Here is an 18,734-nt window from a genome sequence, read left to right as displayed (position 1 = left end):
TCACGATCTACAGCTGGAGTATTAGGGGACTACGCGGCTACACCGATTGCCTCAGCCAGTGCGGTTGCCTCGCTCTTGAGCGGCCCCGAAGCCGTACGGGCCAATTGCGTAGCGACGGAACGCGCAATCGGGACGAATCTGACAGCTTCCGGGCTCACCCGGTGAGCCCGGCCGAGGTAATGAAGTGCTGCCGCCGTCTCCTGCCTCTGCTGGTGGGCCATCGCGATATCGAGCAGCAACCGTGACCGACGCTCAAGAGAACTGATGCCTTCAGGGGTGATCGACTCGGCACGCCTCAATGCCTCACCGGGAGTCAGCAAACCCACGCCGACACTCACCCCATGGATCGCCACGTTTGACGCGTCAAACGCCGTCGAGGGGTGCGTATATCCACCGGGCAGACGCTGAGCCGTGCGTTGAGCCTCCCCAAGGTACCGCTCAGCATCACCCGACCGGCCATCCAGTCCGGAAGAGATAGCCGCTTGCAGGTTCAGGGCGCCGAATACGCCCAGGACTTCGGGGGAGCCGTTCTCCATCTGACCACGCAGCAACGACATACCCGCTTCGTCGGTCTGTACGGCTTCCTCCGCGTATCCTGCGGCGCGCTGCCCGATAGCCATGGACCACGCCGCCAGCGCGAGAGCGACAGGGCTGTCGGCTTCTTCGCTGTGCCCCCGTCCTCGATCCAGCGCCAGCCAGTAGAGTTCAGGCTCGCAAATGTGGGCTAGAAGCCGCTGGACGAGTCGATAAAGATTAGCGGTAACAGCATGGGCGGCACGACGCTCCACGCCCTCATTCGCTTTGATGCATGCATGAGCGTCATGGATCAAGTCCGGTAGCAGTGCACCGACTTCTGTCCGCTGATGGGTGCTTCGATGCCAGAGCTGCCAGGCGCCGTCTACACGCCCTTTCAGGACTTCGGGCGACACGACATCCCCCGTGGAGATACCACCGAAGGAGACATCATGGAGAGCCGCCCTAATGGCCGGAACGGCACCGTGCGAAATTTTACCGACCGCGTCAGCAGGAATACTCAGGTCCCCGCCGGTCAGCTTTGTCACGTCCAGCACGTGCAAGGCATTGGCGAGCTGCACAAGGTACGTGATCGACGTGAGGCTACGGTCTCCTTTTTCGATCTTCTTGAGCCAGTCGGCTGATTTACCGACCAGGCCAGCCAGGACAGCACGCGACAGTCCCCGCCGTTCCCGCAAGATCTGGATGCGCTCGCCGGTCGTCAAGTCCTCTGGCAGGTCATCGATCGTCATGTCGCGCTCCTTGACAGGGTACTTAGCCCACGAGTCCAGCGTACGCTCCCGACCGCCCGGGAGCCCTGAGCGGCTTCCATGCCCATCATCCGGTAGGGGACAACATGCTGCCCCGGCTGCCGCTCGACGGCGGCCTACCGTCCGTCCGTCCGCCCGAGCCCCCGACGCTCAGACCAGGGTCGACAGCAGCGCGGCATCGTACGGGATCGCCTCGCCGAGCCGGTCGCCGATCGCCTTCCGCGGCCAGTCCGGGTCCGAGACGAGCGCGCGGCCGACCGCGACCAGGTCGAACTCGTCCCGCTCCAGCCGGTCCAGCAGCAGGTCGATCCCCGTGGTGCCGACCTGCTGCGCCTGGTCCTGCGAGCCGCGGAACTCCTTGTCCAGGCCCACGGACCCCACGGTGATCGCCGCCTTACCGGTCAGCTTCCGGGTCCATCCGGCGAGGTTGAGGTCGCTGCCCTCGAACTCCGGCAGCCAGTAGCGGCGCGTGGAGGCGTGGAAGGCGTCCACGCCCGCGGCGGCCAGCGGGGTCAGCAGCGCCTCCAGCTCCGCGGGGGTCTCGGCGATACGCGCGTCGTAGTGGTCGACCTTCCACTGCGACAGCCGCAGGACCACCGGGAAGCCGGGCGAGACGGCGGCGCGCACGGCGGCGACGATCTCCGCGGCGAACCGGGCGCGGGAGGCGTGGTCTCCGCCGTAGGCGTCGGTGCGCCGGTTGGTGTCCGCCCACAGGAAGTCGTCGATCAGGTAGCCGTGGGCGCCGTGCAGTTCGACGCCGTCGAAGCCCGTCCGCTCGGCCGCCGCGGCGGCCTCGGCGAACGCCCCGGCCACCGCGTCGATGTCCTGCCCGCTCATGGCCGTACCGTACGGACGCCCGTCGAGGTCGACCCCGGAAGGACCCTCGGCGAGGACGCCGGCGGGCGGGCTGTCGGCCGGGCGCCGGACGCCGACGTGCCACAGCTGGGGCATGATGCGGCCCCCGGCCCGGTGCACCTCCTCCGCCACCCGGGCCCAGCCCGCCAGCGCGTCCGCGCCGTGGAAGCGCGGCACCCCGTCGTAGGCGGCGGCAGCGGCGCGGCCGACGTACGTGCCCTCGGTGACGATCAGCCCCGCCCCGCCCGCCGCGCGTCGCGCGTAGTAGGCGGCCACGTCCTCGCCGGGCACCCCGCCGGGCGAGAACCGCCGGGTCATGGGCGCCATGACGATCCGGTTCCGGACGGTCAGGTCGCCGAGGGTGAACGGCCGGTCCAGCAGACGCGCGGGCCGGGTGGGGTCGGATATCGATGTCACGTCACACTCCTGGTGGTACGCGGGCGCGGGACGGCACGGGTGCCGCCGCGAACGGAAGACCGGCGCCTGGACTTCGCTCTCCGGCATCCGGTCGGTTTCGGTTTGAACAACCCGTCGCGCCGTTTCGTTCCGTACCGGCTCGTACGGGTCCCCTCCCGCGACCGCCCACTGCCCGGTGTCCCGCGCCGCGATGACGAGGGCGGCCTTGTCAAGAGCGCACCCGACCGCCCCGGACCGCACAAAGACGCCCGTGGGGTGCTCAGCAGCGGTGGATTCCGGCCGGGTTGTAGGTGGAGGTGACCCGGTACGTGCCTGCGGTGGGCGCCTTCAGCCGGATCCAGGGGCCGGACTCGGCGAGGCAGCCGGGGGTGACGGTGAGCCAGGGCGAGTAGGGCACGCGCAGGGTGGCGGTGCCGGGCCGGGGCATGGTGACGGTGATGTCGGTGGGGGTGCTGCCGGTCACGGTCGCGGGCGCCGCCGCCAGCGGTACGGCGTCGCGGAACCGGTAGATCTTCCAGTGGGTGTCCTGCCAGACGAGGTCGAGCCATTCGGGGCCGCTTCTGATGACCGCGGCTTCACGCTCGGCGGGCCCGTCCGGACGGCCGTCGTGGGTGACCACGTATCTGACGGACCAGTGGCGCAGCCACTGCCGATAGGTGGCGGGGGTGAGCGTGCCGTCGTAGAAGAGCCGCCCGCGTTCGACGTCGAGCTGCCGGTTCCAGCCGCGCGCCATGTGGACGTGCGGCGCGAAGGCGGGCGCCTCACGGTGGTTTCGCGCGGGGAGTACTTCGACCCGCCAGCGCTCGGCGTCCAGGCGGCGCAGTTCCCCGATCACGCCGTCGGTGTCGGCCGCCCAGGCCGGGACGGTGGTGTAGAGCACCAGGTCCTCGACGGTCTTTTCCGCGACCCAGGCCGCCGACAGGCACAGCGTCACGAAAAGCACGGATATTCGAGATGTCTCGGCGCGGGCGCGCCGGCGTATCGGAGCGCCGGCGCCGTGCGTCACAAGGGCCGCGAGCAGTACGGGCGGTGCGGCGAGTTCCGCGAGCCGTTCCACATTGGTGCCGACCGGGGAGGCGACCAGGTCGCTGAGGACGACACCGGCGGCATAGACGGCGGCGCTGTAGCGCACGACCCGCCAGGACGCGGGCGCCGCGAGGCATACGGCGGCGCAGTAGAGCAGCGGGTGAAACAGGCGGTCGGCGTACATGGGCTGCTCACCGTGGAAGGGGAACAGCAGCGCCGTGGCGCCGGCTATCCCGAGGAACGGAAGAGCGAGCGCACCCGCCTTGGCGAACTGCCTGTCGAGCGCGTACCCGGCGCCCACGACCAGGAGGAACAGCCCGGCGACGGGGCTGGCCGCGGTCGCCAGCACGCTGCACGCGACGGCGAGCGCCGTACGCTTCCGGCCGACCGCCGCACGGCCCGCTCCCCTGCCGGGCGGGCCGGAGAAGGACAGGCAGGCGGCGAGTCCGAAAGCGACGCCGAGCGCGAAGGTGGTACGGCCGGAGGCGACGTTGCACCACAGGGTCAGGCCGGTGAGAAGAGCCGGCCACAGCGGCCGCTGCACCGACGTACGGGCCAGCAGCTGCGCGGCGGCCCAGGTGGCGGCGAGCCCTGAGGCGATGGTGAGGGCCCGCACCCCGACGAGCGACATCAGCGCCGGAGACACGAGGCTGTAGTTCGCCGCGTGCATTCCCCCGTACCAGGAGAATATGTAGGGGTTGTCCAGGTGGTGCTCGCCGATATCCGCCCACGCCAGCTGTGCGGCGAGGTCGCCTCCGCCGGTGGCGAGCCAGACGCCCCACACGACGTAAAGGGGCAGCACGAGGGCGGTACATGAAACCGGCAGGGGTATTCGCCGCCGTGGCGCCGTTTTTTCGGCAGCCTCGCGGAGAGGCGATTCCCGGCGTGACAGAGTATTCGGCTCATCCCGGAACGACAGGGGCATGATTTCCTTTCAACGGACCGTACGGGCTGGCTTCAAGGAGCCCAGGACTATCCGCCGAAGGACCAACGCCCGCGCATCCGCGGCATGCTCACACCTCGTCCCCGAATGACCGGCGTTGAGATGGTTTGCCCCCGTGACAATGAGTCCCCCTCGGTCGACTTCCGCGCAATACAAACACCAGCGGCCGATTGGCGTGCACATTTCCCGCCGACGCGAAGAGAAGTGTGCCTGAGGTCACACGGCAATCGGCGCCGGCGCACAGCCGAGGGAGCCCGCGGCCCGCGCTTACGGAGACCTGGCCCAGACGGACGCTTTTCGTCACCGGCTTGACCGGTGACGGTCCGTGTGTCACAGTCGGTCATCGCAGGAGCCGGCACGCGTCAGCGCAGGAAGGGCTTCACGTGATCGACAGGCGTTTCTTCAGCACGTTCCTGGGACTGGGCGCCAGTTCGGCCGCCGTCTCACTGGCCGGCCCGCAGGGCCTCCAGACCGCGTCCGCCGCCACCCGCGGCGCACCCGCACCCGCACCCGTGGCAGCGGCCGCGGCCTCGACCGAGCACCCGGTCACCTCCGGCGCGCACCCCGCCTTTCCACCGCTGAAGCAGATCAGGGCCGGCCTGCTGAACGTCGGCTACGCCGAACTGGGCCCCGCCCACGGCCCCGCGGTCATCTGCCTGCACGGCTGGCCGTACGACATCCACAGCTACGTCGACGTCGCCCCGCTGCTGGCCGGGGAGGGCTACCGGGTGATCGTCCCGTTTCTGCGCGGCCACGGCACGACGCGCTTCCTCTCCGGCCGTACGGTCCGCAACGGCCAGCAGTCGGTCTTCGCCCTCGACGTCATCGCCCTGATGGACGCCCTGAAGATCGAGAGGGCCGTGCTGGCCGGCTTCGACTGGGGCTCGCGCACCGCCGACATCGTGGCCGCGCTCTGGCCCGAACGCTGCAAGGCCCTCGTGTCGGTGAGCGGGTACCTGGTCATCAACCGCGAGGCCAACCTGAAGCCGCTGGCCCCCGCGGTCGAACGCGCCTGGTGGTACCAGTACTACTTCGCCACCGAGCGCGGCCGGCGCGCCATGGAGGACAAGGCCCTGCGCCACGACCTGACCCGGCTCGTCTGGGACACCGTCTCCCCGACCTGGGATTTCGACGACGCCACGTTCGAGCGCACCGCGGCGGCCTTCGACAACCCCGACTACGCGGCCGTCGTCGTCCACAACTACCGCTGGCGGCTGGGCCTCGCCGAGGGCGAGCACCGCTACGACGGACTCGAAAAACGGCTCGCCACGCGGCCGGTCATCACGGTGCCCACCATCACTCTCGACCCCGAGCGGGATCCTTTCACCGCTCCGGGCGACGGCGCCTCGTACCGGGACCGGTTCACGGGCGCGTACGAGCACCGGACCCTGCCGGGGATCGGTCACAACGTCCCGCAGGAGGCGCCGGCCTCCTTCGCTCAGGCCGTTGTCGACGCGGACCGCTTCTGACACCCTTGTGTCACCATCCTGACAGGTGACCGACCCGTTCCACCGAGATTGAACGGAGTTCGACCATGGAAACCAAGGTCACGGGAATCAAGGCCATGGAAAGCAAGACCGCGGAAAGCACGGCCGCGGGAGGCGAGAAGGCGGCGGACAGCGCCGCGGCGGCACGCCGAGCGCGGTTCGGCGCGCTTCCCGAGCGCATCCGCTACGAGGACATGGTGGAGGAGAAGACGGCCACGCCGAAGGACCCGGCGCGGTTCGCCTACGACCCCGAAAGGGTGTGGTTGTCCTTCTCCTGCCTCGCCGCCGACCTGGGCCTGTAAGGGGCGGCGACCGGGGTGGCGGTCCTTGCCCGGCGCCGCAGTCACCGGCCAGAATGGTGACGTGAACCTCGACCGCGTAGATCACGTATTCGTCTGCGGGCACCCGGCACTCGACTTCGCCGCCACGCTCCGAGCACGCCGCACGGTGCGCTTCGAGATGCTGGCGGCCCCGGACCGGCTGACCGCATGGTACGTGGAGTCGGGCATCGTCGACGCCGTCTCCCCCGGCCAGGAGGCCGACGTCGAGCAGGCGAGGACCGTACGGGAAGCCGTCTACCAGCTGGTCACCGCTCGCCGGCTCGGGGAGGAGTACGACGGGGCGGCGCTGACCGTGGTCAATAACGCGGCACGCAAGCCGCCCGCGGTGCCGCAGCTCACTCCGGCGGGGCGCTGGACGCAGGCGACGCCGGAAGAAGCCCTCTCCCTGGTCGCGCGCCAGGCCGTCGAGCTGCTGAGCGGGCCGGACGTCCCCCTGCTCAAGGAGTGCGGCAACCCGGAGTGCACCCGCGTCTACGTCGACCGGTCGCGGGGCACGCGCCGGCAGTGGTGCGGGATGGAGTCCTGCGGCAACAAGATCAAGGCAGCCGCGTACCGCGCCCGCAGGAGGACCGCGCCCGCGGCGGCCCACTGACGTCGACGGCGTCGGCACGCCGGACACCACCGCGACGCCGACGCACCAGACGAGTGCCCCACAAGGTTGACATATCAACCCTATGAGGCGGGGCCTCGCACCGAGCGATCCCGCGCGGCCGACCCGGGACCCGGGGCGGGGTGACGCGGACCTCGGCCGCCGCCCGGAGGCCGCCGCGTCGGCGCCCGGCGGGCCGGGCGAGTGGCCGCCGCGTGGCGATCAACGGGCGTGCGCGCAACCATGAGATATCCATTGCGGACATTCCCGACAAAAGTCCCGGAGGAGGGTGCGAGCCACGCGGCCCCAGCGCCGTGAGACTCCCGGCGCCCATGGTCCTGTGCCCCGGCCCCGCGCGGACCGGGCCGGCCCGGTGGGGACCGGCGCGGGCCGCGCAGGCGAGCCGGGCTCCCGGCCCGGTCCCGGCGCGCCCCACGGCGGCCACGGGCGCTCGGGGACGGCTCCTCCGGCACCCACGCGAGGGAGACACCATGAACTCGTCCGGCGCCCCCGCACCCGAAGGCCGCGACCGCCCCGCCCGCGATCAAGCCCTGAGCGCCTCGGAACGCGCGGAATACGACCGGATGCTCAAGGCGGCGCGGGTGCGCCACCGGCGCCTGCGGTACGCGGGAGCCTCGGTGCTGCTGCTGCTCGCGTTCCTGCTCGCGCCGCTCGCCGTGGTCGCCGCGTGGCTCGACGACCAGGTCTCCGACACCGACGACTACGTCCGTACCGTCGCACCGATCGCCTCCGAGCCCGCGGTGCAGGACGCCGTGACCGACCGGCTCACCAAGCGCGTGGTCGGCAACATCGACGTAGCCGCCCTGACCGACTCGCTGGGCGAGGCCCTCGACCAGGCCGGCGCCCCGCCCCGGGTGGTGGACAACGCCGACATGCTCACCGGGCCGCTGAAGAACGCCATCACCTCCTCGGTCCACGACGTGGTGAGCAGGGTCGTGCGCAGCGACCAGTTCCAGGAGGTGTGGCGGAACGCCAACCGGCGGGCCCACGCCGCCGTCGTGAAGGTTCTCACCGGGCAGGGCAACAGCGCCGTCAAGGCCAGCGGGGACACCATCGAACTCGATGTCGGCACCCTTGTGGACGACGTCAAGCAGCGCCTCGTCGACCAGGGTTACGAGCGCGCCGCGGACATCCCGTCGACCGACCGGACGGTCCCGCTGCTGGAGACCCGGAAGCTGGACCAGGCGCGGGACGCCATGCGCGTGCTCGACGTGCTGGGCGTCTGGCTGCCGGTGGCGGCCGTGGCCCTGGCCGCGCTCGCCGTCTGGACCGCCCCCGCGCACCGGGTGGCCCTGATGAGCGCGGCGATCGGCGTGGGCGTGATGATGATCCTGCTGCTGGTCGGCCTCGCCGTCATGCGCCGGATCTACCTCGACTCCGTACCGCCGTCCACCCTTCCCGAGGGCGCCGCGGCGGACGTCTACGACACCCTCGTACGGTTCCTTCGCAACAGCGCCGTCACGCTCCTGGTGCTCGCCGTGGTCGCCACGCTCGCCGGCTACCTGTACGGGCCCGGGCGCGGCGCCCGGGCCGTCCGCTCGGCGAGCACGCGCGCCACCGGAGCCGTCGGCGGCGCCGTGGCCCGCGGCGGGCTGCGCACCGGCGGCGCGGGGAACTGGCTGGACGGCCACCGCCGGTGGACGACCGGCGTGGCCATCGCGGCGGGCGCGCTCGCCCTGGTGCTGTGGAACCACCCCTCCCCGGGCGGCGTGGCACTGGTCTTCGGCATCGTCGTCCTGGTCATGGCGCTGCTCGCGGTCCTCGCCGCGGCCTCGGACGGGCCGCCGCCCCCCGCCGGGCAGGGCCCGGGCGGCGCGGGCGGACCCGCCGCCGGTCAGGCGCGGGCCTGAAGCGCCCCGGCCTCCGCTCACGCCCCCATCAACCGATGGCGACCGTTCCCTCCCGGACCGGGCGGTGGACCTTCCGGCGGCCCCGCCGTGACCACCGCCCACGCGGCGCGACCGATCGCGCGCCAGACGGCCGACGCGCGGCGCACCCGTCAAGCGGGTCCCGGCACGTACTCGCCACCGATGACGGAAGTCCGACGCCGCGGCCTCCCCGGCCCGCGTCGGGTGGCCGGCGATCGGCGCCCTCGCCCTCCTGGCGCTCGCCCTCGGCACTCTCCAGTCGGTGGTGGAGCCCGCGCTTCCGCTGCTGCAACGACAGGCCTACGGCAGGCGGTCGGTGCCGCCGTGGGCCAGGCCCGTCTGGTAGGCGATGACGACGAGTTGCGCCCGGTCGCGGGCCTCCAGCTTCGTCATGGCGCGCTGCACGTGGGCGCGGACGGTGAAGGGGCTGAGGAACATCCGCTCGGCGATCTCCTGGTTGGACAGGCCGGTCGCAACCAGGGCCACCATCTCGCGTTCGCGCGGGGTGAGCACGGCGAGCCGTTCGGGGCGGTCCGACGGGGCGTCGTCCGGTGTGGACAGGAAACGGGCGACCAGGGAACGGGTCGCGGCGCGGGACAGCAGCGTGTCGCCGGAGGCGATCGTGCGCACGGCGTCCAGCAGGTCCTCGGCCCCGATGCCCTTGCCGATGAAGCCGCTGGCCCCCGCGCGCAGCGCCTGCGCGACGTGCTCGTCGGTCTCGTACGTGGTGAGGATCAGGATGCGGCTGGCACGCAGCTCCGGGTCCGCGCAGATCTGGGACGTGGCGGTGAGACCGTCCACCTCGGGCATGCGGATGTCCATGATCACCACGTCCGGACGCAGCTCCCGGGTGCGTCTCACCGCCTCCCTGCCGTCGGCGGCCTCGCCGACGACGGTGATGTCGTCGGCGCTGTCGAGGAGCATCCGGAAGGCACCGCGCAGCAGGGCCTGATCGTCGGCGAGCAGCACCCGGAGCGTCACGGCGCGTCCCCGGCCTCTGCGCCGCCCGTCGCTCCGGCGGCCCTTCGCCTGGTGTCCCTGGCGGGCGGGAGGGGCAGCTGCGCGGAGACGAGGAAGCCGCCCTCGGGGCGCCTGCCCGCGGAGAGGTGCCCCCCGACCGCGGTGGCACGTTCGCGCATCCCGATCAGACCGAAACCGGGCGGCCGGTCCGGTGCCGTGGACGCCATCGTCCCCGTGGACGCACTCGTCCCCGTACGGGCGGCGCCCCCGCCGTCGTCGGCGACGGTGATGGTCACGCGATCGCGGTCCCAGGCGAGGCGCACCCGGGCGCTGCCGGTACGGGCGTGCTTGGTCACGTTGGTCAGGGCCTCCTGGACGACGCGGTAGGCGGTGAGGTCCACTCCCGGCGGCAGCGGCCGGGCCGTACCCTCCTGGTGCACCGACACCTCAAGACCCGCGCGGCGGAAGGAGTCGAGGAGCGTGGGAAGCCGGGACAGCCCGGGCGCCGGATCGGCGGGCGCGGGCGCGTCCCCGGACTGGCGCAGCAGACCGACCGTGGCCCGCAGGTCGTCGAGCGCGTCGCGGGTGGTCTCGACGAGTTCCTTCAGGCTCTGGCGGGTCTGCTCCGGGCGGACGTCGAAGAGGTGGGCGGCGACCGTGGCCTGAGCGTTGGCCAGGGTGATCTGATGGGCCACGAGGTCGTGGAGCTCCCGGGCGATGCGCACCCGCTCCTCGGCCACTCGTCGGCGCGCCTCGCTGTCCCTGCCCTCCTCGGCCCGCCGGGCCCGCTCCTCCACGGCCGCCAGGTAGGCCCGCCGGTTGTGCGCCGAGCGCCCGAGTACGCCGGCCACCAGCGGGAACGCCGCCACCGTTCCCATCCTGCTCGCGTCCTTCCACGAGAGGTCGTCGAACCAGGGGGTGGCGGCGAGCACCAGCGCCGCGGAGGCGAGCGACACCATGGCCGCCGCGCGCCGCTCGGTGCGCGCGTGGAGCGCGTAGGAGTAGGCGGTGATCACGGCGGGGGCCATGATGGGCGGGCTCAGCAGGAGGCCCAGGGGCGGCACCAGCACGCCGGCCGCGGTCGTGGCCGCCAGGGCGGCCAGGGGTGCCCGGTGCCGCACCGGCAGCACGGCACAGGACAGCACGGCGACGACGTAGGCGGCGGCGGGCGGCGGTGACAGCGTGTCGTCGACCCGCACCACGCCGCCGAGCAGACAGAGCACGAACCCCGTCGCCGTGACCGCTCCCTCTCGCCGCCACGTGCCGCGCGGTCGCCGGCCACCGCCACCCGTGTTCGTCATGGCCGGCTCAGTGCGGGCGGACGGGGGGCCGCGGCACCGCCGCCGCGTCCGGCGTGGCCGCGGAGGGCGGGGCGTGCCTGCTCAGTGACGCACCCTCGATGTCCGCGTTCGGCAGCACACGCTTCAGGATACGGGGCAGCCACCAGGCCCGGTGGCCGAGCAGTGCCAGGACCGCGGGCACGATCGCCATCCGGACCACGAAGGCGTCGAAGGCGACGGCGGCGGCCAGGCCGACGCCCATCGTCTGGATGGTCGGGCTGTTCATCCCGACGAATCCGGCGAACACGCTGACCATGATGACCGCCGCCGCGGCCACCACCCGTCCGCTGTGCCGGAAGCCGTTGACGACGGCCTCGTCCGGGGACGCGCCGTGGACGTGGGCCTCCCGCATCCGGGTGACGAGGAAGACCTCGTAGTCCATGGCGAGGCCGAACACGATCCCGATGATCAGAATCGGCATCAGCGCCATGACCGGTCCGGTCTGCTCGATGCCGAGCAGGTCCGCCGCCCAGCCCCACTGGAAGACGGCGACGAGGACGCCGAAGGCGGCGCCCACCGACAGCAGGAAGCCGAGCGCGGCCTTGACCGGGACCAGGACCGAGCGGAAGACCACCGTCAGCAGGAGTACGGCCAGGCCGATGACGACGGCCAGGTAGGGGACGAGGGCGTCGGACATGGCTTCGGAGATGTCGATGTTCATCGCGGTGGTGCCGGTCACCAGGACGTCGGCGCCCGTGTCGGCCTCGACGCCGGAGACCGCGTCCCGGATCGCGTGCACCAGGTCCCTGGTCTCGCCGCTGTTCGGCGCGGTCTCCGGGACGGCGGTGAGGACGGCCGTGTCCTCGGCCCGGCTGAGCACCGGATCGCCGACGGACGCGACCCCGTCCAGTTCCCGTACGGTCGTGGCGACCAGGTCCGTGACGGCACGGGTGTCCGCGGACCGCGATGCGTCCACGACCACGGTCAGGGGGCCGTTGAAGCCGGGGCCGAAGCCGTCGGACAGCAGGTCGTAGGCGCGACGCTGGGTGGTCTCCACCGACGCGGACTCGTCTCCGGGCAGCCCGAGTTCGAGGCCCAGCGCCGGGAGGGCGGCGGCGCCGAGGCCGAGTCCGGCGGTCAGCAGCACGGCCACCGGCCGGCGCAGCACGAACCGCGCCCAGCGGGTGCCGAGGCCGGGTCGGCCGTCCGCGGCGGGCACCGCGTGTCCGTCTGCCTGCCGGGTGGCCTTGCGGACGCGGCGGGGCAGCACCCGCCGGCCGAAGGAGCCGAACAGCGCGGGGACCAGGGTCAGGGCGACGAGCACGGCAAGGGCCACGGCGCCCGCGCCGCCGAGGCCCATCCTGGTGAGTTCGGGGATGCCGACGACCCCGAGACCGGCCAGGGCGATGAAGACGGTCGCGCCGGCGAAGACGACCGCGGAACCGGCCGTGCCCACCGCCCGGCCGGCGGCCTCCTCCGGGCCGCTGCCCCGGGCGCGCTCGTCGCGGAAGCGGGAGGTGATGAAGAGCGCGTAGTCGATGCCGACCGCGAGCCCCAGCATCAGCGCCAGGATGGCGACGGTGGACGTCAGGCCCAGCGGTACGGCCAGCGCGGAGACCAGGCCGAAGGCGATGGCCACGCCCACGAAGGCGGTCAGCAGGGACAGTCCGGCCGCGGCCAGCGACCCGAGGGCGACCACCAGCACGACCGCGGCCACCGCCACACCGGCGATCTCCGTCGTACCGCCCGGTTCCTCTTCCGCGTCCAGGGCCGAGCCGCCGATCTCCACGGTCAGCCCCGTGTCCCGGGCCTGGCCGACGGCGTCCTCAAGGGCGCTCTTCGTCGACCCGGTCAGGTCGGCGGTGTCCGCGGTGTAGGTGATCGTGGAGTAGGCGATGGTGCCGTCCGCGCTGACAGCGCCGGTCTCGTAGGGATCGGTGGTCGACGCGACCTGACCGCCCCGGCCCAGCGAGCCGAGCGCGTCCTCGACGGCCGCCCTGTTCTCCCCGGCCGTCACCCGCTGCCCGTCCGGAGCCCGGAACACCAGACGGGCCTCGGCACCCTGGGAGTTGCTGTCGGGGAAGCGCTGGTCCAGCAGGTCGAACGCCCGCTGCGACTCGGTGCCGGGCATGGACAGGTCCTCTTCCTCCCCGGCCGGCGCCACGGCGGCGGCGACGACCGCCAGCAGCAGGCCGCCCAGCCACAGACGAAGCACGAGCCGCCGCCGCCGGAAGGACCACCGTCCGACCCGGTAAAGGAATGTCGCCATCTGCTGATCGCTCCAGACACCGCTAGGCAGGGAAACGCGTGAGATGCACGCGCCTCCCACACTCCCGTCCGGCGCCCCGCGGGACATCGTCCCCCGCTGCCGTCTTCGCCTGGTGCTCACGGACCAGGCACGCACGCGGCCTGGTGCGTACGCACCACAGGCCGTGCTGGGCGGGGGCTGGATCTCCGCTGCCGGCCGAAGCCGCCGGGCCCGGCGATGGAGGTGGAGTGGCTGGAGAACTCCCCGTTCGACCAGCACGACCTCCGGGGCGCCGCAACGCCACCGCGCCGCGCTCAGCCCGGGGACCCCGCGCTCACGCCCGACCCCGTGCCCGCGGTCGCCGTCTCACGCGGGCTTCCGGCCGGGGGAGCCGAAGACCCCGAGGAAGAACCGCATCAGCTCGTCCTGGATCTGGTCGAGCGTCGCCTCGACGGCTCCGGCGGACCAGCTGTAGAGCAGACCGTTGACGGCGCTGAGGAAGGCGAAGGCCGTGAGGCGGTAGTCGCGGGCGGCGATCTCGCCGCGCTCGGCGGCGACGGCCAGCTGGGCCAGCAGGAGTTCGGCCCAGCGGACCCGCGTCTGCAAGCGGCGGCGTTCGAGGTCCGGGCTCACCCCGACGACCTCGACGAACATGATCCGCATCCTCCGGGGATCGGCGGCGGCCGCCGAGGCGCAGGCGCCGAACGCGGCTGCCACCCGCTCCAGCCCGCTGTCCTCGGCCACCTCGCCGAGCGCGGCGATCACGGCCTCCTCCATCCCGCGGTGGCTCTCCTGGTACAGGACGGTCAGCGCGTCCTCCAGGTTGCGGAACTCCTCGTAGAACTGGCGGGTCGACAGGTCGGCCCGCGCGCACAGGGCCGGGACCGAGGAGGTGCGGTATCCGGGCCCGGCGCCGAACAGCTCCAGGCCCGCGTCGAGCAGCCGCCGACGCCGGTCCGCCCGCCGCTCCTCCGCCGACCTGCCCGCATAGGGACGGCTCGGCCGCTTCGCCGCACCGGACACGCCGCCTCCTTTTCTTCACATCCTTCAAGCGATTCTGCCCTGCACGCGGTCTTGTCAGGTCACCGCCCGGGCCCTACCTTCTGGTAACCGGATCTGAAGTGCGCGCGTTTCACAAATGCCTCGGCGCGGAGGCGGCGGATGCCATGAGTGTCCTCCACCGAGCCGCCGACCGGGCGAACCGTCCCCCGCCCTCGCGACGACCGGCAGGGAGCGGGCCCCACGGCCCCGGTGGGCCGGCTGGAAACGGTCGCACCTCCGGTCCGCGCTCCTGGACGTACGGACAAGCCCCAGCGCCCTCACCCGACCGTGACATCCCCCACTCCGGAGACTCGACATGCGCTCTCGCGCCAAACTCGCCCTCACCACGGCCGTGGCCGCCGCCGCGCTGCTGGCGCCCACCGTGGCCAACGCCACGGCCGGCCCGGCGGCCGGTGACACGTACCAGCGGTATGTGGCCCTGGGCGACTCCTACGCCTCCATGGGCTCCCTGACCGAGATGTACACCGACCCGGACACCGGCTGTATCCGGTCCCACGACAACTACCCCGCCATGGTGAAGAAGGCCCTCTCCCCGGCCGCGTTCATGGACGCCACCTGCGCCGGCGCCGTCACCGCCGACGTGCTCGACAAGCAGCTCGCCACCGTCACCCCCGACACCGACCTGGTGACCCTGAGCATCGGAGGCAACGACATCGGCTTCGCCGTCATCGCCCTGACCTGCGGCAGCCGCGGCCTCGTCAGCCCCTTCGGGCACCCCTGCCAGGACTACTACAACCAGAACGGCACCGACCAGATCGCCGAAACCATCGCCCTGACCGCGCCGAAGATCGACGCCGTCCTCGCCGCCATCACCCAACGCGCCCCCCACGCCAAGGTGGTGGTGGCCGGCTACCTGCGGCTGCTGCCCGTCGAAGGCGGCTGCTGGCCCTCGATGCCCATCGCGGACGGCGACGTCCGCTACCTCACCGGGGTACAGGACAAGCTCAACGCCATGATCGCCGACCGCGCCAAGGCGGCCGGCGCGACGTTCGTCAACCCCGGCGAGGCCACCGGCCACGACGCCTGCCAGCTTCCCTGGAACCGCTGGATCGACGGCGTCCTCCCCCTCGCCAACGGCACCCCCGTCCACCCCACCGCCGCCGGCCAGCGCCACGTCACCGAGCTGATCACCAGCGCGCTCTGAGCACCCAGCGCCACGCCTGGGCCTCTCCGCACCGGTCGGCCCAGGCCCGCGACTCCGCCCGGTGCGGAGAGGCCCAGCCGACAAACACCCCCGGGCCTTTGACCCGGGGGTTCGCCNCAAACACCCCCGGGCCTTTGACCCGGGGGTTCGCCATGGAGCGGGTGACGAGAATCGAACTCGCGCTCCGAGCTTGGGAACCACCGGGCCTGTCAGGCGGGTCGAGGGTCGTGACCTGCGGCGATGCCGGCTGGAGCCTCGGCCTCCGACGTGCGGCCGGGCGGACTGAGGCGGACGCATGGCGGAAGGGCCTGGCGGGTGAGCAGAGGACCGGGGCGGAGCTGGAGCGGCTGACCGGGAAGGGCTGGCGGGTGCTTCACTCCGTGCCTCTGCCACGGGAAGTGGACATCGACCACTTGGTGATCGGCGCCGGCGGCGTCCTCTGCTTCAACACCAAGCACCACCCGAGGGCGCGGGTCTGGGTCGGCGACGACTCGGTGCGGATCGGCGGTAGTTCGTACCCTTACGTACGCAAGAGTCGGGCGGAGGCCAGGCGAGCGTCCATGGCACTGACCCGGGCCTGCGGGCGCTCCCGCGCTCCCCTGTGTCCCTCGACGCGGCTCCGGCCAGGCTCTGTCTCTCTTGTCGTATGACCTGCCGTAAGGCTCACGCGTGAGGATAAGGTACACGCCGTACACAGAGAGTGGGCATCGCATCACGCGCGACGATCGGTCGGCCGCGGGATGTGGTCCGTGCCGTAGGGGGTGGGGGCACCGTGCAGGAACTGGTCAAGGGCGCCAACGTGAGTCTGGCGGCGTTGGGAGAGGACACCGGCTCGGTGGTGGCGAGCCTGAGCTGGAGCAGCCCGACCGGCGAGGGGGACGCGGACGTCTCGGTGCTGCTGCTGGACGCCGACGGCAAGGTGCGCAGCGACGCCGACTTCTTCTTCTACAACCACCCGGCCGCCGCAGACGGCAGCGTGCAGCTCCTGGACAAGACACCGACCGCGGACGGCAGCGAGGACCGCATCAGCCTGGACCTGACCGCGGTACCCGCGGAGATCGACCGGATCGTGGTGGCGGCCAGCCGCTACGGGGGCGCCCGGTTCGGAGACCTGGACGGTCTGCGGGTGACGCTCGCCGACCGTACGGGCGAGGTGCTGCTCGGATTCTCCATCCACGACGCGGGCCCGGAGAGCGCCTTCATCTTCGGCGAGCTGTACCGGCGCGGCGCCGAGTGGAAGTTCCGGGCCGTCGGACAGGGGTACGAGTCCGGACTGGCCGGACTGGCCACGGACTTCGGCATCGACGTCGACGACGCCGAGGAGGAGGAGACGGCCGAGCCGGAGGCCGCCACGGCGGCGGAGCAGGCTCCGGCCGCCGCTCCGGTGCAGGCCGCCCCCGCGCCGCCCCCGACCGTCACGCCGACCGAGGCTCCGGCCGAGGCCCCGGCTCCGGCGCGTCGGCCACGTACGGCCAAGAAGAAGATCACGCTGCCGAAGGCGGCCAGGAAGTCGCTCGCCGAGAACGACGCGTGGCGCGAGGCCCGGCTGTTCCCCGCCGCGTCGCTCAAGAGCGACCGGGAGCGGGAGACGCGCGCGACGTCCGTGCTGCTGTCGGTGATGGCCCAGGTGCCGGAGTTCGGGCGTCGGCTGACCGCCGCCTTCGGCGCGCCGGCCGGACGGATGGAGACCTTCACGGAGGTCTCGCTGCCGCACGGCGACTCCCCGAAGCGGCCGGACGGGGTGATACGCGTGGAGCGGGCGGGCAAGCTGTGGACCGCCCTGGTGGAGACCAAGACCAACGGCAACCCGCTCAAGCCCGCCCAGGTGCAGGACTACGTGGACATCGCGGCCCGGCGCGGCTACGAGGCGGTGATCACCCTGTCCAACGACGTGGCCCTGGAGGGGACTCCGCTGGTCGACGTCAAGATCGACGCGCGGCGCAAGCACAAGGTCGCCCTGTGGCACCTGTCCTGGGCGGAGGTGACGCACCAGGCGCAGATGCTGATCCGGCACGAGGGAGTCGGCAACGCCGCGCACGCCTGGCTCCTGCAAGAGCTGCTGCACTACCTCCAGCACGACAACTCCGGCTGCCACGGCTTCCAGAACATGGGCCCGGCCTGGGTGCCCGTACGCAACGGCATCGACGAGGAGACCCTGTGCCAGGGCGACCCGCGGGCCGTGGAGGTGGTCGAGAGCTGGGAGCGGCTGGTCCGGCAGGTGTGCCTGCGGCTGGGCGGCGAACTCGGCCAGAAGGTGCTGCCCGTCCAGCGCGCCCGGCGCGGCACCGACCCCGCCGCGCGGCGCGCGGCGCTGGCCGACCTGCTCTGCCAGGAGGGGCGCCTGTACGCCGAGCTGCGCGTCGAGGGCACCCCGGGCATCCTGGGCCTCACCGCCGACCTGCGCACCGGCAAACTGCGTACGGCCGTGGAGATCCCCGCCCCCGAGCAGGGCTACCCGCTGGCCTGGGCCAAGCGCCTGATCCGGCAGCTGGCGCAGGCCCCGGCCGACCTGCACGTCGAGACCCTTGTCGAGGGCTCCGGCGGCGGGCCGCGCGGCACACTGGAACGGTTGCGCCCCGAACCGGGCGACCTGCTACCGAAGGACGGCGCCCAGATCACCGGCTTCCGCCTGTCCCTGTTCAAGGGCATGGGCAGCACCCGCGGCAACGCCGAGACCGGCTTCATCCGCAGCGTCGACGACGCCGTGGACCGCTTCCACTCCACCGTCGTCGCCCACCTCGACCGCCGCCCGCCCCGCCGCCCGCAGACCGGCGAACCGGCTACCGGCGACTGAGGCCGTATGAACCGACGGCAGGAGAAGCGGCGTCGGCCGTCCGCCGTTCTCACGGTCGGCTCATACGGCTTCGGCTGCCGCATGCGGCGAGTCTGACGGGGGCCTGCGCCTCACGTGGTACCGCCGGGGCGGCAGCGGCCGACCCGGCAGTGTCTCACTTCCGCTTCTTGCGTTTCCTGGGTGGCTTCTGGGCCCAGGGGCCCTGGTGGAGGTGACAGCGAGAAGAGCCGATCATGGCGGGATTTCGGCAACGCGTTCCGAGCCTGGTCCTCGCGCCACATTTCATTTGCTTGCCCACGGTGCTCCCCTGCTCGGTCCGACTGATTCAGCGTGAGGTGTACGGGACGTCGTGCGGGAGGGCGTAACAGGACACTGTGAAGTCAGCTCATTGAGCTGCTCTGAGTTTGGTGGAGTCT

Annotated in this window: 15 protein-coding genes; 7 read left to right on the top strand and 8 right to left on the bottom strand. The window is 72.2% G+C overall.

Annotation, left to right across the window (positions count from 1 at the left end):
- Positions 1 to 29: 29 nt before the first annotated feature.
- The 3 genes from RKE29_RS17395 to RKE29_RS17385 all read right to left on the bottom strand — a co-directional run bounded on the left by RKE29_RS17395 (position 30) and on the right by RKE29_RS17385 (position 4,383).
- Complete coding sequence (locus RKE29_RS17395) at positions 30 to 1,265, bottom strand: helix-turn-helix domain-containing protein (RefSeq protein ID WP_312006331.1); 1,236 nt, start codon at positions 1,263 to 1,265, stop codon at positions 30 to 32.
- 168 nt (positions 1,266 to 1,433) lie between these two features.
- Positions 1,434 to 2,555 carry an NADH:flavin oxidoreductase gene (locus RKE29_RS17390; RefSeq protein WP_312006330.1) on the bottom strand — a complete coding sequence of 374 codons (1,122 nt, stop codon included), beginning with the start codon at positions 2,553 to 2,555 and terminating at the stop codon, positions 1,434 to 1,436.
- Between the two features lie 259 nt (positions 2,556 to 2,814).
- A complete protein-coding gene (locus tag RKE29_RS17385) occupies positions 2,815 to 4,383 on the bottom strand; it encodes a hypothetical protein (RefSeq protein ID WP_312006329.1) in 1,569 nt (522 codons plus the stop codon).
- Between the two features lie 524 nt (positions 4,384 to 4,907).
- Here RKE29_RS17385 and RKE29_RS17380 point away from each other — a divergent pair.
- From RKE29_RS17380 to RKE29_RS17365, 4 genes are all read left to right on the top strand, one after another.
- Entirely contained in the window at positions 4,908 to 5,993 is a 1,086-nt protein-coding gene (locus RKE29_RS17380) for an alpha/beta hydrolase (protein ID WP_312006328.1), read from the top strand.
- 95 nt (positions 5,994 to 6,088) lie between these two features.
- On the top strand, positions 6,089 to 6,313 hold the full coding sequence (locus RKE29_RS17375; RefSeq protein ID WP_312006334.1) for a hypothetical protein: 225 nt from the start codon (positions 6,089 to 6,091) through the stop codon (positions 6,311 to 6,313).
- A 25-nt stretch (positions 6,314 to 6,338) separates the two neighbouring features.
- The gene (locus RKE29_RS17370; protein ID WP_312006327.1) at positions 6,339 to 6,944 is read left to right on the top strand and encodes a CGNR zinc finger domain-containing protein; all 606 of its coding nucleotides are present in this window, start codon (positions 6,339 to 6,341) and stop codon (positions 6,942 to 6,944) included.
- 488 nt (positions 6,945 to 7,432) lie between these two features.
- A complete protein-coding gene (locus RKE29_RS17365; protein ID WP_312006326.1) occupies positions 7,433 to 8,812 on the top strand; it encodes a hypothetical protein in 1,380 nt (459 codons plus the stop codon).
- A 318-nt stretch (positions 8,813 to 9,130) separates the two neighbouring features.
- Here RKE29_RS17365 and RKE29_RS17360 read toward each other — a convergent pair whose 3' ends face one another.
- From RKE29_RS17360 to RKE29_RS17345, 4 genes are all read right to left on the bottom strand, one after another.
- Entirely contained in the window at positions 9,131 to 9,811 is a 681-nt protein-coding gene (locus RKE29_RS17360; RefSeq protein WP_312006325.1) for a response regulator transcription factor, read from the bottom strand.
- Positions 9,808 to 11,091, bottom strand: coding sequence for a sensor histidine kinase (locus RKE29_RS17355; RefSeq protein ID WP_312006324.1), 1,284 nt, complete (start codon positions 11,089 to 11,091; stop codon positions 9,808 to 9,810). The genes RKE29_RS17360 and RKE29_RS17355 overlap by 4 nt, the downstream gene beginning before the upstream one ends.
- A gap of 7 nt (positions 11,092 to 11,098) precedes the next feature.
- Positions 11,099 to 13,339, bottom strand: coding sequence for an MMPL family transporter (locus RKE29_RS17350; RefSeq protein WP_312006323.1), 2,241 nt, complete (start codon positions 13,337 to 13,339; stop codon positions 11,099 to 11,101).
- 345 nt (positions 13,340 to 13,684) lie between these two features.
- Positions 13,685 to 14,341, bottom strand: coding sequence for a TetR/AcrR family transcriptional regulator (locus tag RKE29_RS17345; RefSeq protein ID WP_312006322.1), 657 nt, complete (start codon positions 14,339 to 14,341; stop codon positions 13,685 to 13,687).
- Between the two features lie 334 nt (positions 14,342 to 14,675).
- Between RKE29_RS17345 and RKE29_RS17340 the strand changes: the two genes are divergently transcribed.
- From RKE29_RS17340 to RKE29_RS17330, 3 genes are all read left to right on the top strand, one after another.
- Positions 14,676 to 15,524, top strand: a complete 849-nt coding sequence (locus tag RKE29_RS17340) for an SGNH/GDSL hydrolase family protein (protein WP_312006321.1) — start codon at positions 14,676 to 14,678, stop codon at positions 15,522 to 15,524.
- Between the two features lie 152 nt (positions 15,525 to 15,676).
- Positions 15,677 to 16,174, top strand: a complete 498-nt coding sequence (locus RKE29_RS17335; RefSeq protein ID WP_312006320.1) for a nuclease-related domain-containing protein — start codon at positions 15,677 to 15,679, stop codon at positions 16,172 to 16,174.
- A gap of 131 nt (positions 16,175 to 16,305) precedes the next feature.
- Positions 16,306 to 18,318 (top strand): TerD family protein, encoded by a 2,013-nt coding sequence (locus RKE29_RS17330; protein WP_312006333.1) that lies wholly within the window; start codon positions 16,306 to 16,308, stop codon positions 18,316 to 18,318.
- A gap of 154 nt (positions 18,319 to 18,472) precedes the next feature.
- Here the strand turns inward: RKE29_RS17330 and RKE29_RS17325 are convergent, their stop codons facing one another.
- Positions 18,473 to 18,604, bottom strand: a complete 132-nt coding sequence (locus RKE29_RS17325) for an HGGxSTG domain-containing protein (RefSeq protein WP_312006332.1) — start codon at positions 18,602 to 18,604, stop codon at positions 18,473 to 18,475.
- Between the last annotated feature and the right edge of the window lie 130 nt (positions 18,605 to 18,734).

It is taken from the genome of Streptomyces sp. B1866 (assembly GCF_031932565.1).
Classification (GTDB): Bacteria; Actinomycetota; Actinomycetes; order Streptomycetales; family Streptomycetaceae; genus Streptomyces.
The sequence above is the reverse complement of the archived record's forward strand: the minus strand, read 5'-3'. Positions and strand labels throughout refer to the sequence as shown.